This is a genomic window from Neolewinella aurantiaca (genome assembly GCF_008014675.1).
Classification (GTDB): Bacteria; Bacteroidota; Bacteroidia; order Chitinophagales; family Saprospiraceae; genus Neolewinella; species Neolewinella aurantiaca.
Window position 1 is genome coordinate 76,783 of record NZ_VOXD01000007.1, and the last position, 14,886, is coordinate 91,668.

A 14,886-nucleotide genomic window follows, 5' to 3' on the forward strand; every position below is an offset into this window, starting at 1 on the left:
AAAAATGGAAACTGTCTGAGCGTTCTCAAGGCATAGGACGCAGCAACCCAGATTTCAATGAACCGATGGGCTTAGAAGCAACCCAACCAACGCCGACGCGAGTTTTTCCATTTTAGGCTTCAAGAATTGGATTCCACGATCAGCCGGTGGCACAGCCTTGATTTTTTGGTTCGTTTTTTATCAAGAAAAAATGAACGGGCAAAAGGGGAAGAACTTAGTCCTCAGGCACCGGAGGAAGAATTTTACTCCGATTGAACACACGTCACCGCTCGTCTAACCTTGCCTGCCGGCGGCCTTCTTTGTCAGGGCAAAGAAGCAAACCCCTCAGGCTGTGTCCCCGGCTGATCACTAATACGGTCACTGCTGGCCTAAAAAGCAAAAACTCGCCTCAAACTGATCCTTCGAAGTCTGGAACTGTCGGGAGTCGAAGCCCTTCGGAAATGCAGCAACTCAGTGTTGGCTCATACAACTTGCTTTTCTTAACGGCCACCAGCAACCGCATTAGTGGCCGGGGCCAAGGCCGAAGTAGCTGCGCAATAAAAATAGTTGAAGACACCGGAGGAGGAGTTTTACACTGACAGAACCCCTACGCGCCAGTTACGAGATCAGAGGTCGCTCATCCCTGCTGTTCACCAGAAGTGAAGGCGGCCGGACCAAAGATTTTCCTGAATGCTCTAAGCTCCGTAATTGAAAGCAAAGCACAGAGCTCCGACACTCCGGCTTCGGCCTTGGCACCGGCAGTGGAATCCGATTTTTGAAGCCGTTAAAAAATGGAAACTGTCTGATTGTCCTCAAGGCCTAGGACGCAGCTACCCAGATTTCAACGAACCGATGGGTTTAGAAGCAACCCAACCAACGCCGCCGCGAGTTTTTCCATTTTAGGCTTCAAGAACTGGATTCCACGATCAGCCGGTGGCACAGCCTTGATTTTTTGGTTCGTTTTTTATCAAGAAAAAAATGAACGGGCAAAACGGGAAGAAGCGCAGTCTTGGGGCATCGGTTGAGGAGTTCTATTCCGATTGAGCCCGCGCTACATCCCGTCTCACCTTGCCTGCCGGCGGCCCTCAATGCCGAACTTTAACTTTTCAGGAGAGTCGGACCGGATCGGGATTCTAAATATTCGCTCAGCAATCAAAGTATAGAGTGCAGAACGCAGAGTTCAGTCCCTCCGGCTTCGGCCTTGGCACCGGCAGTGGAATCCGGTTTTTGAAGCCGTTAAAAAATGGAAACTGTCTGAGCGTTCCCGAAGCCCGGAAATCGGCGCCAAAGATTTCGACGGACCAACAAGCCAGGAAACAACCCGACCAACGCCGACGCGAGTTTTTCCATTTTAGGCTTCAACAATCGGATTCCACGATCAGCCGGTGGCGCAGCCTTGATTTTTTGGTTCGTTTTTTATCAAGAAAAAATGAACGGGCAAAACGGGAGGGAACGTAGATTTTTAGTGGGGACATCATCTTTGCATTACCTCCCATCTTACCTTGTCTGCCGGCGGCCCTCAATGCCGAACTTTAACTTTTCAGGAGAGTCGGACCGGATCGAGATTCTAAATATTCGCTCAGCAATCAAAGTATAGAGTGCAGAGCGCAGAGTTCAGTCCCTCCGGCTTCGGCCTTGGCACCGGCAGTGGAATCCGGTTTTTGAAGCCGTTAAAAAATGGAAACTGTCTGAGCGTTCTCAAAGCCCAAAAATCAACATCAAAGATTTCGACGGACCAACAAGCCAGGAAACAACCCGACCAACGCCGACGCGAGTTTTTCCATTTTAGGCTTCAACAATTGGATTCCACGATCAGCCGGTGGCACAGCCTTGATTTTTTGGTTCGTTTTTTATCAAGAAAAAATGAACGGGTAAAACGGGAAGAAGCGCAGTCTTGGGGCACCGGTTGAGGAGTTCTATTCCGATTGAGCCCGCGCTACATCCCGTCTCACCTTGCCTGCCGGCGGCCCTCATTGCCGAACTTCAGTTTTCAGGAGAGTCGGACCGGATCGGAATTCTGAATATTCGCTCAGCAATCAAAGTGTAGAGTGCAGAACGCAGAGTTCAGTCCCTACTGCTTCGGCCTTGGCACCGGCAGTGGAATCCGGTTTTTGAAGCCGTTAAAAAATGGAAACTGTCTGAGCGTTCCCGAAGCCCGGAAATCGGCGCCAAAGATTTTGACGGACCAACAAGCCAGGAAACAACCCGACCAACGCCGACGCGAGTTTTTCCATTTTAGGCTTCAAAAACTGGATTCCACGATCAGCCGGTGGCACAGCCTTGATTTTTTGGTTCGTTTTTTATCAAGAAAAAATGAACGGGCAAAACGGGAGGGAACGTAGATTTTTAGTGGGGACATCATCTTTGCATTACCTCCCATCTTACCTTGTCTGCCGGCGGCCCTCAATGCCGAACTTTAACTTTTCAGGAGAGTCGGACCGGATCGGGATTCTAAATATTCGCTCAGCAATCAAAGTATAGAGTGCAGAACGCAGAGTTCAGTCCTTCCGGCTTCGGCCTTGGCACCGGCAGTGGAATCCGGTTTTTGGAGCCGTTAAAAAATGGAAACTGTCTGAGCGTTCCCGAAGCCCAAAAATCAACATCAAAGATTTCGACGGACCAATAAGCCAGGAAACAACCCGACCAACGCCGACGCGAGTTTTTCCATTTTAGGCTTCAACAATCGGATTCCACGATCAGCCGGTGGCGCAGCCTTGATTTTTTGGTTCGTTTTTTATCAAGAAAAAATGAACGGGCGAAACGGGAAGAAGCGCAGTCCTGGGGCATCGGTTGAGGAGTTCTATTCCGATTGAGCCCGCGCTACATCCCGTCTCACCTTTCCTGCCGGCAGCCCTCATTGACAAATTTCAGTTTTCAGGAGAGTCGGACCGGATCGAGATTCTAAATATTCGCTCAGCAATCAAAGTGTAGAGTGCAGAACGCAGAGTTCAGTCCCTACTGTTTCGGCCTTAGCACCGGCAGTGGAATCCGGTTTTTGAAGCCGTTAAAAAATGGAAACTGTCTAAGCGTTCCCGAAGCCCGGAAATCGGCGCCAAAGATTTCGACGGACCAACAAGCCAGGAAACAACCCGACCAACGCCGACGCGAGTTTTTCCATTTTAGGCTTCAACAATTGGATTCCACGATCAGCCGGTGGCACAGCCTTGATTTTTTGGTTCGTTTTTTATCAAGAAAAAATGAACGGGCAAAAGGGGAGGACTCAGTCCTTGGGCATCGGTGGAGGAGTTTCACTCCGATTGAACCTCGTACGTGCCAATTACGCAACCAGAGGTCGCTCATCCCCGCTATTCACCGGAGATGAAGGCGGCCGGACCATAGCTGAAACTGTTGCGCAAAGGAGAATAGCCGCCGGCAGGCATACAAGACGGGCTGTTAGCTTAGGCTTCTTTAGTGAGAAACCGATTTACTTACTAATGATCGCTTCATTCTCCGCCGGACGAAAGAGCACTAAAACGCAGGTGTTGAATATTCCCACACACGCCTAAAAGGCAAGTAGTGATCAAGGAGCTTAAGTTGTTTGGAGCCAGGGCGGCCTGAAATCGTAGCGGACCATTGTTATACACACACTACTTAGCGAAGCAAGTGACATCAATGGCAGCGACTTCCTATCTTTCCGTATGCTTAGAGCACTCACTTATTTCGTTGCTGCTGTCTGGCTGGCCAACGGCCTGCTGGCTAAAGTACTGAACCTGGTTCCCCGCCACACCGAGATTGTAGCGGGTATTCTGGGGCCAGCCCACGCTCGAACACTAACGATCATGATTGGTGTGTCGGAGATCGCGATGGGGTTATGGATTTTAACGGGACGGTACCGTAAGCAGACGGCAGTTATTCAGATCGCCATTATTCTGACGATGAATACCCTGGAGAGTATTTTGGTACCGGAACTATTGCTTTGGGGGTACTGGAACCCGGTCTTTGCGCTTCTGTTTTGTGGTGTTGTTTGGTGGTGGGGAACACAACCCGAGCGAGCGAGCCTTTCATGACCAGAACCCATAGATACGGGCTTGAAGGTTGGCGCGCGCGATCCCGGAGGGATCGCTTAATTTTGCACATATGAACCCCTTGAAACGCCACCCATTTCCCGTTGCTGCCCACTTCCGACAATCGCTGGTGCTCACGTTCGCGCTGCCGCAGGCAGCGCTGGCGAGAAGGCTCCCTCCGCCGCTACGATTAGATACTTTTGAGGATCAACACGCCTTCGTCGCCGTGGCAATGGTGCAAACCGAAGCGCTGCGACCAAAAGGCTTCCCGCGTTGGCTGGGTAACGATTTTTTCCTCGCCGGTTACCGCATCTTCGTGCGGTACACCAGTGCGGCGGGTAAAAAACTGCGTGGACTGTACATCCTTGAATCCCAAACCGATAAACGCAAGATGGAGCTGATGGGTAACCTGATGACCCATTATAACTACACGAAGATCGGGGTGGAGCAGGTTTACGGAGAAGAAGAAGGACGGAAGACTTACGGGGTACGAAGCCCTACGGAAAACTTCGTGGTGAAGGTCCGCTACGATGACGATCCGGCGCTGCCGGAGGGCAGCCCGTTTGCGGACTGGAAAGAGGCGCGCCGCTTTGCGGGGCCGCTGCCATTCACGTTCACCTACGATGCTGAAAACCAAAACGTATTGATCGTAGAGGGCGTCCGGCAAAATTGGAAGCCGCAGCCGGTAACGGTGGAACATTACAGCTTACCGTGGCTGAACCGGAACGGCCTCTCCGGTGCAGTACTTGCTTCAGCCTTCGTGGTGGAGGATATTCCCTACTGGTGGCGAAAAGGCAAGGTAGAACCGTGGGAGCATTAGGGCGCAAAGGTAGAGCGCGTCTGAAAATTGAGAAACCGGACTTCTGACGACGGGGGAGGCCTGAAAGTCGGCGAACTTCGCCTTTACGGTTGTATCTTACCTTCACGTTACATCTCCCGCATTCAAATCACGCATCGAGAATCAAGCATCGAGGATTAAATACCGCAGGTCATCGTTCTGCCTTTCAGGGCGTAGCCAACATCGTGCGCTTCAACTGGCATTTTTACGTGCTGGCGGTGGTTGGCGTTGCACTGGGCTTGTTGGTGGCCAGATGGTTGGGCGGATACTGGTACGTAACGGGAATTTGTGTCGCCATCGGAGTTTTGGCAACGACCCTGATTTCGCTGCTGGTCTCCTGGTACGTCTACGATAAGTCGGAACTATACCGCTTTGAGTGGTTGCCGAACATAAGCGCCGGAGCTAAAATCGTCAACATTCACGCGGGATTCGATGAGACAAGCGTATTGTTAGCGGATAAATACCCAACGGCTGAACTTACCGTGCTCGACTTCTACGATCCGGAACTGCACACCGAAGTCTCCATAAAGCGTGCCCGGAAAATGTACCCGTCTTATCCCGGAACAATACGGATCACTACGGACGACCTTTTACTGGAGGATGATTCTGTAGACGTGGTTTTTCTGCTGATGGCTGCCCACGAAATCAGGGACGCGGAAGAAAGAGGACATTTTTTCCGGAGGATCCACAGAGGGCTGAAACCGGGAGGCCGTGTCGTACTCACTGAGCACCTGCGCGACGGCCCGAATACGTTGGCGTATTCCTTCGGCGTGTTCCACTTCTTACCGTACGAGGAGTGGCACCTTACCTTTTCGCTGGCGGGCTTTGAGGAGATTTCGGAAGAAAAAATTACGCCGTTTCTAACCACCTTCACCCTGATAAAAGATGTGGATTCACCTTAACGTCATCGGCTGGTTGCTCATGCTCCTGTCCCTTTTGCATTATTTCGTACCGGGCTACCTCGACTGGAAAAAAGACCTCGCACCCATCGGTCTGATGAACCGGCAGATGATGCGCACCCACATGATTTTTATCGCCATTACAGTCTTCGCAATTGGCCTGCTTTGCGTCACTTCCACGGAGGATTTACTGACAACGCCCCTCGGCAACAGGCTCTGTTTGGGGCTTTCGTTCTTTTGGGGATTACGGCTGTTTTTCCAGTTTTTTGTGTATTCCTCCGAGCTGTGGCGCGGCAAAAGATTCGAAACTTTCATTCACGTAATCGCCGTAATTTTCTGGATTTACATGACGGTAATTTTCGGGCTTTGCTGGTGGTACGCTTAGCCGGAGGCCGGTCCAATCCTTCGTCCTTACTCTGCACCTGCGCCCTCGCCCACAAAATCGAGAAGGTCGGAATAGACCATGCTCTGGCGCAAAATATCCGGACAGCCAACAATGACGAGGTGTTCGCGTGCACGGGTCATGGCTACGTTCAACTTGCGGTCTACGCCCTCGTCGCTGATCTGTGAGAGCATCTGAATCTGGCTGAACTCATTGGTACACAGCGACATGAGGACAATTCGTTTCGCCCCGCCCTGGTACCGTTCCACGGTGTCTACCTGATAGTCGTCGGCGGTTAAATTGGCGTCGCGGAGCCGACGCCGGATGTGGGCAATCTGAGCGCGATAGGGCGTAATGATGCCGATGTCTCCGGCCACTAACGGTCGGTCAGTTGCTGCGTACAGGCGGGTGTAGGCGGCGATCAATTCCACCATAAGGTCTGCCTCGAAACCGTTCACTTTGGGGTCGGCGTGGGTGTGATCCGGCTGCGTTGGCAGGAAAACGAGACGGTTCCGGCTCAACTGTTTTTCGAGTTCGGAAGCAGGGGTGTTCTGGGGCGCGGCCGCGGGTGCAAGGGTTAGTTGACTGAGCTGGGTAAGACGGTGAGGTATGCCTTCCGGCAGTATTCGGAGTTGCTGGTCGTAAAAGGCTCTGGCGGGAAAGGCCATGATGTCCTGGTGCATTCTTCCCTGGTGGCTGAGTTGGTCGTAGGCCCAGGTCCATCCTTTTCGTTGTGCAGTTAGGTACAGGCGTTCAAACAAACTGGTGGACAGGCTTTTAAGGCCAATTTCAGTCAGTTTTTCATCGTAAACCCGGGTATCCTGAGCACGCTGCTGCACCACCGCGGGCAATTGGCGGTGGTCTCCGATGAGTAATGACCGGGGGGCGCGGGGCAATAGACCTGCCAACAAAGGTTCCAGAATCTGGCTCGCTTCGTCCACGATTATCCGGTCGAATTGCTTGAGCTCAAACAGCTCATGCTTGCCGCCCACACTCGCAACGGTACCTACGAAGATCCGGGTGTTCTGGATCAGTTCTTTCAGCTCCGCTCGCTTGTTTACTTTTTCGCTCTTGAGCTGTAGCAACTGGTCCTGAAAGGCGGGGTCTACGCCGTACCGGCTCCCAATCCGGAGGTAATCTCTGAAGCTGCTGCCGTCGGCCTTGGTGATGCGTTCGATGCTTTCACAGATTTCATCTACCGCACGGTTGGTATAGGCAACCAGAAGCAGGCTTTCGCCGGTGTTGTTGAGCAGGTGACGAACGAGGTGATGAAGCATCTGGCTCGTTTTTCCCGTTCCGGGAGGCCCCCAGAGCAGGAAATAATCGGGAGCGGTGATGATGCTGCGAAGGATTTTATTTTGCTCGTCGGTAAGCGTTGTGGCAATGTCTTCTCCGTAGGGCTCCGCTTGCCGCGGAGCGGCCTGGCCGAGCCACTTTTGCCGTAGTGCCGGTTCGGCGGAGGCCCAGATGAGCATTCCCTGATAATGGTTCCGGAAACTACTGTCGAGGACGTCTTTTTCGATGCTCCAGAATTTCCCCCTGCGGAAGGCCGTGTCGTTTAGCTGCTGACTGCGCAGCCGAACACTTACGGTTTGGGGATCAACGTTTACGATGGTCGATTTCAGAATCTGGGAAGCGAGGACATCGCGCGGGTTGGCGTTGGCCTTTGGGGTGGCGTAGAGTGCGATGATGTCTCCCTGCCGGAACTTCACCAGGCGCTCGTCTTCGGCGGGTCGAAGGAGGGTAAGGACGGCTGTTTCCTCGTCGTAACTTTCGAAGCTCAGCCCGTCGAGTAGCTCGAAGCGCTCTGTTTTCTGGAGCCGGTCGTCCAGCCAGAGGCTGGCCAGGCCGTTGACGCCCTCGAGGCGCTGCTCGCCGGTTTTGGCCAGGCGTTGCTCGCGGGCGGTGAATCCGAGGAAGGCCCCGAAGTACCTTTTTTCGAGGCCGGTAAGTTTGCTGAATTTGCTGAGGACGGCTTCGTGGTCCCGCTTAGCGAAACTGCTGAGGTCTTTGAGGCGGGCGGGCTGCAGCCGGTTGATGAGTTTGGTGGTTTGGGCCTCCAGGTCTTCGTCTGGTGAAGCACCCAACTGGCCGAGCAGTAGTTCTACGCCCAGCAGTTGGTTGCGGGCGGCGATGGCTTCCAGCTTCTGGAGGTTTTCCGGCGGAGCGTACTTAAGGCCGCCTTCGAAGTCGGCGCTGTACAGGATGTAACTACGAACGTTGGCTCCCTCCCCGAGTGCCTGATTGATCATCAGGTCGTAGAGCAGCGTCTGGATGTAGTTGGTCTGATTGATGCCGTGCCGGTTGGTTTTCCAGTACTTGCTGGTTTTCAGCTCAACGATGGTGGTGGGGGCATCGCGGTCTTTGCCCGCCTGCAGGAGATCAAGTCGACCCTGTACCCCGTAGTTGGGGCTCAGGAAGGTCGGTTCAAGGAGGATCTGCTCCCGGTCGATGTCGATGCGTGCGAGGTCCTGCCGGACAAACTTCTGCAGGGTGACGAAGTGGGTGTTGAGCTGGCCGATGAGCTCTTTTATCTTTTGGTCGTCGAAGAGGCAGAGTGCCAGCGGAGCGGTCTGGAAGATGCTCCCGATGAGTTCCCGGAAGCTTACCTCGGGGTCTTCCACCAGGCGGTCCAGGAAAAAGTTTACAAGGTTCCCCCGCACCAGCGGCAGCGCCTGTTTCATCGGCACCAGTTTTTTTGCGACTGCCGTCCAGGGTTGGTAGTGGTGGGTTCCGCTGAAACTCTCGGCTACGGCGGTAACGTCGATCAGGTAGTCGGGCTCAACGACCATCTGGGAAGGGTAGAGGTGGTCATCATCGCGCAACTCGGCGTTGAGCAGGTTGAGCGTACGGGGAAGCCCGCTGACCTGCTTCACGATGGCGATAGCCTGAGCGATGAAGGGATTGGGAACCTCTTCGGTTCCGTAGGGGATGCTGTACACCTGCTCCGGCCGTTCTTCTTCTCTGACGTAGAGCAGTTCGTCCTCTTCGGAGAACTCAACGGCTACGACCCGCAGTGCGGGGAAGTGCTGCTTTACTTCAGCCTTTACGTAGGGAATGGGGTAGGGCAGGGTGAGGTAATCTACCCAGGGCTGGGGAACGGCCCCGCCAAACAGGGCCCGCGTTAGTTCGGTCGCGACCCGGTAACCGGTGGTGAGGTGATCGGCCAGTTCTTCGGCGTTGAGTTTTGCCGGCCGGCGTTGCCGGAAGCGCCGCTCCTGGTAAATATGGACGTTGGGGATGCCAAATTTATGGGCGGTATAGCTGATTCGGGCAAAGTTGGTACTGAAGTGCAGTTTGTCCTTTTCGGTGGCCCGCTCAAACAACTCGAGGTTGAGGCGGCGCAGGGCCAGAGCCCGTTCTACGTCGGAATAATCCGTATTTGCCGCAATCTTGTCCAATTGTCGGTAAAAGTATTTGCGAAAGGCATCCTGGCGTTGAGGGTCAGTCATCGGCGCAAAGTTAGGAACTAGAAACCAGCTGACTAGAAATTAGTAGTAAGTGAACTGGAAACGAGGGGACTGTCTGCGAACGATCATGATTTCAGCCTCCCGGATTTCAGCCTTCTGATTTCTGGTTTCTGATTTCTAATTTCTAGTTCCCTATTTCCTACCTTTGCAGCTTATCCAAAATCCCCCTTCCCCATGGCGGCAGCCCACGAAATTAAAGCAGACGTAGAAGTAGCAAAGAACCTCGGCCTTACGGCAGAGGAATACGACAAAATCGTTGAAATCATGGGTCGGGTACCCAACTTCAATGAACTGAGTATTTTCTCGGTGATGTGGTCAGAGCACTGTAGCTACAAGAACTCCATCATGTGGCTCAAGACCTTGCCCCGCGAAGGCGATCGTCTGCTGGTGGAAGCCGGAGAAGAAAACGCCGGTTTGGTTGATATTGGTGACGGTTTGGCTTGTGCCTTCAAGATCGAATCCCACAACCACCCCTCTGCGCTGGAGCCCTACCAAGGCGCTGCGACGGGCGTTGGTGGCATCCACCGCGATATCTTCACGATGGGCGCACGGCCGATTGCGAGCCTGAACAGCCTCCGTTTCGGTGATCCGAGCCTGCCGCACACCAAGCACCTCGTGGATGGTGTTGTCCGTGGTATTGGCGATTACGGTAACTGCTTCGGCGTGCCGGTTGTCGGCGGCGAGGTGGTTTTCCACCCGGTTTACAACCAGAATATTCTGGTCAACGCAATGTCCGTTGGTTTGGTGAAACACGGTGAAACGGTTTCTGCTGCGGCTGACGGACCGGGTAACCCGGTCTTCATCGTCGGTTCGGCAACGGGCAAAGACGGTATCCACGGCGCTACGTTCTCTTCGGCTGACCTCACGGAGGACAGTGCCGAAGACCTCCCGGCCGTTCAGGTGGGGGATCCTTTCCAGGAGAAACTGCTTCTGGAGGCCAGCCTCGAAGTGATCAAAACCGGTGCTGTTGTTGGCATGCAGGACATGGGCGCAGCGGGAATTACCTGTTCTACCTCCGAGATGTCGGCTAAGTCCGGTACCGGAATGCGGATCGACCTCGACAAAGTACCTACGCGCCAGGCCAACATGAAGCCATGGGAAATCCTCCTCAGCGAAAGCCAGGAGCGGATGCTCATCGTCTGCAAGAAAGGCATGGAGAAAGAACTCCTGGCCGTATTCGATAAATGGGACCTTGAATGTGAAGAAATTGGTGAGGTAACCGACACCGGCCGCCTGCACTTCTACGCCGGCGGCGAACTCGTTGCTGACGTTCCATCGGAGCCACTCGTCCTTGGTGGCGGAGCGCCGGTTTACGAGCGCGAAACCGCCCGCCCGAAGTACATGGACAAGATCGAAGCCTTCAAGGCCGAAGACGTCGCAGTACCTGCCGACCTGAAGGCAACCGCCGAGGAACTCTTCATCAGCCCGAACCTGGTTTCCAAGGCCTGGGTTACGGACCAGTACGACGGTACGGTACGGACCAACTCCATGTCGGAAAACGATAAATCCGACGCAGCGCTTGTCCGGGTAAAGGGAACCGATAAGGCCCTTGCTGTAACCACCGATTGTAACTCAACCTACGTGTACGCTGATCCGTACAAAGGAGCCATGATCGCGGTTGCGGAAGCCGCCCGAAACATCGTTTGTTCCGGTGGTGAGCCCGTAGCCATTACCAACTGCCTTAACTTCGGTAACCCTTACAATAAAGAGGCCTTCTACCAGTTCGTGAACGCCATCAAAGGTATGGGCGACGGTTGCCGTGCCTTCGGCACGCCGGTTACCGGCGGCAACGTGAGTTTCTACAATCAGAGCCAGTACGAAGGCGGACGCGTAGAGCCCGTTTACCCAACACCGACCATCGGTATGCTGGGGATCGTTGATAACGTAAAGCGACGCATGACGCTTGGTTTCAAAGACCGTGGTGATGTGATTTACCTTGTGGGAGACAGCCAGGATTGTATCGGCAGCTCTGAGTACCTGCGCCGGATTCACGGCGTTGAGCACAGCCCCGCTCCTCATTTCGAGTTGGAAGAAGAGCAGAAACTCCATAAGGCCGTTGCGGGTCTTATCCAGAAAGAACTCATTAAATCGGCCCACGACGTATCCGACGGCGGCCTGTTCCAGGCCGTTACCGAGTCTGCACTGGAAGGTGGCCACGGCTTCACGCTGGATACCGATCCTGCTTTCCGTAAAGACGCCTTCCTTTTCGGTGAGGCGCAGAGCCGGGTTGTCGTTTCTGTGGATGAATCCCGGACGGGAGACTTCGAAGACTTTGTGCGTGAGCACGGTGTCGGCTTTACCGTTCTCGGCCGGGTAGATGGTATGGACGTAGTTGTCGACGGCGAAAACTGGGGAGACCTGGCGCAGTGGATGGTGCGGCATGACCTTACGATGAAGGCAGTGCTGGAGGAGTAATTCCGCTTAGAGCAATTTAAAACATACGAGTTCCGGCGAAAGTCGGCGTGGGAGCAAGCCAGAATCAGAGCGACAGATAATGGCTTGCTCCCTTTTTTTTAGCTACCGGGCCACGGTGCAAATTTCTGCGTGCTTCGCGGCGTTTTTTGTGGTTTACAAGAGGATGTATTTGTAAAAACGCTATGCGTTTTGGGGTCAGACTTGTTACCTTTAACCGTGCCTTGTACCTGCGTTCCCGCCCGGGTTTGGCGCTGAAATAATTTATCTACTTCACACTCACCTGTTACCGCCCATAAAACCTGATGTTGCTTTGCGGTGGTAGCCGTTCAACTCTATTATATGCGTATAATGTTACGTTTTGCCATCGTTCTTTTGATGGCTCCCATTTTCCTGACTGCCCAGGAAGAAACTTTCCGTAAATACTACGGCCTCCCTTACGCTTTTGCCGACGAAGACGGATTTTCGATTGAAGAAACAGGCCCCGGAGATTATGTCCTGATCGGGACGAGAGAAAACGCTGCGTCTCAGGGTATAGACATAGCTTTCTGGACCTTCGGTGACTTTGGAAATTTCCGGGACAGTTCCGTGTATGTTTTGCCGGGAGACCAGCAGATCATCGGAACCTTCGCTGGCCCGGACGGAGGTTTTCTGGTTTCGCACTTTACGTACGATACCTACACCCGCGATACCGTCCAATTCTCCTACTTTAACCCGGATGGCTCACTCAGCTGGAACCAACCGTTTATTCATTACAATGATTTGCGCGAAGGAATTCGCGGAGTTGAATTTGTTAGCCCAACTGAATTCGTCGTGCTCTATGCTTCTTACGGCAGCTGGCCGGAATATGGTTCGCGCATCGCTACGGTGTCTGCTACGGAGGGTGTTACCGAGCTTTTCCTCTACCAAAATATTGAGTATTCTGAGGTGAACAGCATCGAATTGCAGGCCGACGGAAACTTCTTGCTGGCCGGAGAGACAGGCTCTGAGGTTTTTGTCACGCTGGTTTCTCCTGAAGGTGCGGCGATCTGGGAACAGCAATTTTCAGAGACCATTTATGAAGCATTCACTGACCGCTATGAATACCTGACCGGAGCCCACCGCCCAGCCGGTGATACCGTAATTCTGGTTACCGGTAAACGCCCGCAGGGCCGTGCTTTTATCGTTATGGACACACTTGGTAACCGCCTGGAAGAATACCTTGAAGGGAGTCCCCTGATCGAGAAAGGAGAAGTAGCTCACTGGTACGAAGACAATGTTTTATTTGTAGATAATCAAACTACCAGGTATTTTGAACTTTATGACCTGCAGGCTTATGCCCCCACGGGCAACTCATTTTCGGGCGAAGGCACCGCCGAAGGCGTTTCAGTCCGGAGTTCTCATTACCTGGCCGATAGAGGTGTGGTTCTCTCTGCTCTAAGCACTGTACGTGACAACCAGGCATTCTTCCGGTTCAATAAAAATACGTTCTCGTATGAAGTCATTGAGGGAGGAATCCCGAGTTACGGGAGTGACGAGGAAGCAAAAGGTATTGCCGCTTTGCCTGGTGGCGGGTTCCTGCTCCAGGCCAATGCCGCAAACGGATTTATCGAGTTTTGGAAAACGGACGAAGAAGGAAATATCCTCGATGAGCAATTTGTTACCTCCGCTAATTCTGAGATTGTTACGGCTCAAGACGGCAACTACCTGCTTTACCGCAGCGGCTTCAGAAACACAACTGTCCAAAAGGTAGATACCTCCGGAAACACCATCTGGACGGCTGTAATGGATTCCGAATTATTCCAGTCTGTAGTTACCACTGTCGCTGATCTCGGTGAAGGAACATTTGCATGGACAGAAACAGACGTTGACTATGACGATTTTTCCAACCCATACCTCGCAAGCTCGATCACCCATTCCGATTCTACGGGAGCAACCATTAACAGCTTCACGACGAACCGGACCGGAGCTGTTTTAGGAATGGTTACCGACGGAGCCGGGAACGTCATCATTACGGGGTCTACTTATTCGATCGACAGTGCCCTCATCGCAAGTTACGACCTGACAACGGGTGCCGAGAACTGGCGCTACACCGACCTGAACGAAAACTTCGCTCTCAGCTCGGCTTTTTCTCCGGTTGTTTTTGCTGACGGATCGATTGGGGTGGTGACTTCCGGTCATAACAGGATGCAGGACGAAAATCGAGTGGTTTATCTGGATCTCGTCAAGCTTGCGGCAGACGGGACGGAGATGGCCCGGCTCCCACTGGAAATTGGTGGCGTGGAGATACTGAGCGTAGAGGTTGCCAGCCGTGAAGATGGTACGCTTACGCTTGCCTACGGCTTCAATACCTTAGGCGAAACCGGTTCGGAAGTACTACACATCAAGGAAATTGATCCGGTGACGTTCAGTTTAGTCAATGAATTCGAACTGTCCAGCCCTTACGGAAATACAGAACCTGTCGGAATTGCTTTCCCGGACGAAGAACGGACCGCTATCATCGCAACCGCCATGGGGGCGGATACAAGCTTTTCCAACGATGTACTGCTTCTGGTGCTTGACGGTGAAGGCCAGATCACAAACATCCGTGGTCGTGACGTACTTCCTTTCGACATCACCATGGGGCCTAACCCGACGACCGATGTTCTGCACGTCAGCATTGCTGATGCAACTCTCGAAATGACCGCCCGGGTATTCGACGTATCCGGAAAGGAGCTGCTGCGTCAGTCGTTCCGCGGTGGCACTACGGAGTTGGACATGAGCACTCATCGTGCCGGTACTTACTTCGTAATGCTACAGGATGCCACAGGGCGAACCCTAACCCGCAAGGTGGCCAAGCAGTAGGATTGGCATTGGCCCGGAAGTAAAAACGGTTCACTGAGTTGCTGCTCAGTGAACCGTTTTTTTTGTAGCCTTCGCTGCG

At 53.3% G+C, this 14,886-nt stretch carries 7 protein-coding genes; 6 read left to right on the forward strand and 1 reads right to left on the reverse strand.

Features of this window, described 5'->3' with window-relative positions; genetic code table 11:
- Positions 1-3,617 precede the first annotated feature (3,617 nt).
- The 4 genes from FUA23_RS06360 (at position 3,618) to FUA23_RS06375 (ending at position 6,105) form a co-directional block, all read left to right on the forward strand.
- Positions 3,618-3,986 (forward strand): DoxX-like family protein, encoded by a 369-nt coding sequence (locus FUA23_RS06360; protein ID WP_147929892.1) that lies wholly within the window; start codon positions 3,618-3,620, stop codon positions 3,984-3,986.
- 70 nt (positions 3,987-4,056) lie between these two features.
- Positions 4,057-4,803, forward strand: a complete 747-nt coding sequence (locus FUA23_RS06365; RefSeq protein ID WP_147929893.1) for a DUF2071 domain-containing protein — start codon at positions 4,057-4,059, stop codon at positions 4,801-4,803.
- A 203-nt stretch (positions 4,804-5,006) separates the two neighbouring features.
- On the forward strand, positions 5,007-5,723 hold the full coding sequence (locus FUA23_RS06370) for a class I SAM-dependent methyltransferase (RefSeq protein WP_246144067.1): 717 nt from the start codon (positions 5,007-5,009) through the stop codon (positions 5,721-5,723).
- Positions 5,707-6,105 carry a hypothetical protein gene (locus FUA23_RS06375; protein ID WP_147929894.1) on the forward strand — a complete coding sequence of 133 codons (399 nt, stop codon included), beginning with the start codon at positions 5,707-5,709 and terminating at the stop codon, positions 6,103-6,105. Before FUA23_RS06370 ends, FUA23_RS06375 begins: the two co-directional genes overlap by 17 nt.
- Positions 6,106-6,131: 26 nt before the next feature.
- Here FUA23_RS06375 and FUA23_RS06380 read toward each other — a convergent pair whose 3' ends face one another.
- On the reverse strand, positions 6,132-9,554 hold the full coding sequence (locus tag FUA23_RS06380) for a DEAD/DEAH box helicase (RefSeq protein ID WP_147929895.1): 3,423 nt from the start codon (positions 9,552-9,554) through the stop codon (positions 6,132-6,134).
- 192 nt (positions 9,555-9,746) lie between these two features.
- Between FUA23_RS06380 and purL the strand changes: the two genes are divergently transcribed.
- Together purL and FUA23_RS06390 are read left to right on the forward strand one after the other, a co-directional pair.
- Complete coding sequence (gene purL, locus FUA23_RS06385) at positions 9,747-11,987, forward strand: phosphoribosylformylglycinamidine synthase subunit PurL (RefSeq protein WP_187270912.1); 2,241 nt, start codon at positions 9,747-9,749, stop codon at positions 11,985-11,987.
- A 339-nt stretch (positions 11,988-12,326) separates the two neighbouring features.
- Positions 12,327-14,807, forward strand: coding sequence for a T9SS type A sorting domain-containing protein (locus FUA23_RS06390; RefSeq protein ID WP_147929896.1), 2,481 nt, complete (start codon positions 12,327-12,329; stop codon positions 14,805-14,807).
- Positions 14,808-14,886: the final 79 nt, after the last annotated feature.

What these genes read in the sequence shown, in the direction of transcription:
- FUA23_RS06360 (WP_147929892.1), top strand. Translation starts at nt 3,618, where the DNA reads ATGCTTAGAGCACTCACTTATTTCGTTGCTGCTGTCTGGCTGGCCAAC.
- FUA23_RS06365 (WP_147929893.1), top strand. Translation starts at nt 4,057, where the DNA reads ATGAACCCCTTGAAACGCCACCCATTTCCCGTTGCTGCCCACTTCCGA.
- FUA23_RS06375 (WP_147929894.1), top strand. Translation starts at nt 5,707, where the DNA reads ATGTGGATTCACCTTAACGTCATCGGCTGGTTGCTCATGCTCCTGTCC.
- FUA23_RS06380 (WP_147929895.1), bottom strand. Translation starts at nt 9,554, where the DNA reads ATGACTGACCCTCAACGCCAGGATGCCTTTCGCAAATACTTTTACCGA.
- purL (WP_187270912.1), top strand. Translation starts at nt 9,747, where the DNA reads ATGGCGGCAGCCCACGAAATTAAAGCAGACGTAGAAGTAGCAAAGAAC.
- FUA23_RS06390 (WP_147929896.1), top strand. Translation starts at nt 12,327, where the DNA reads ATGCGTATAATGTTACGTTTTGCCATCGTTCTTTTGATGGCTCCCATT.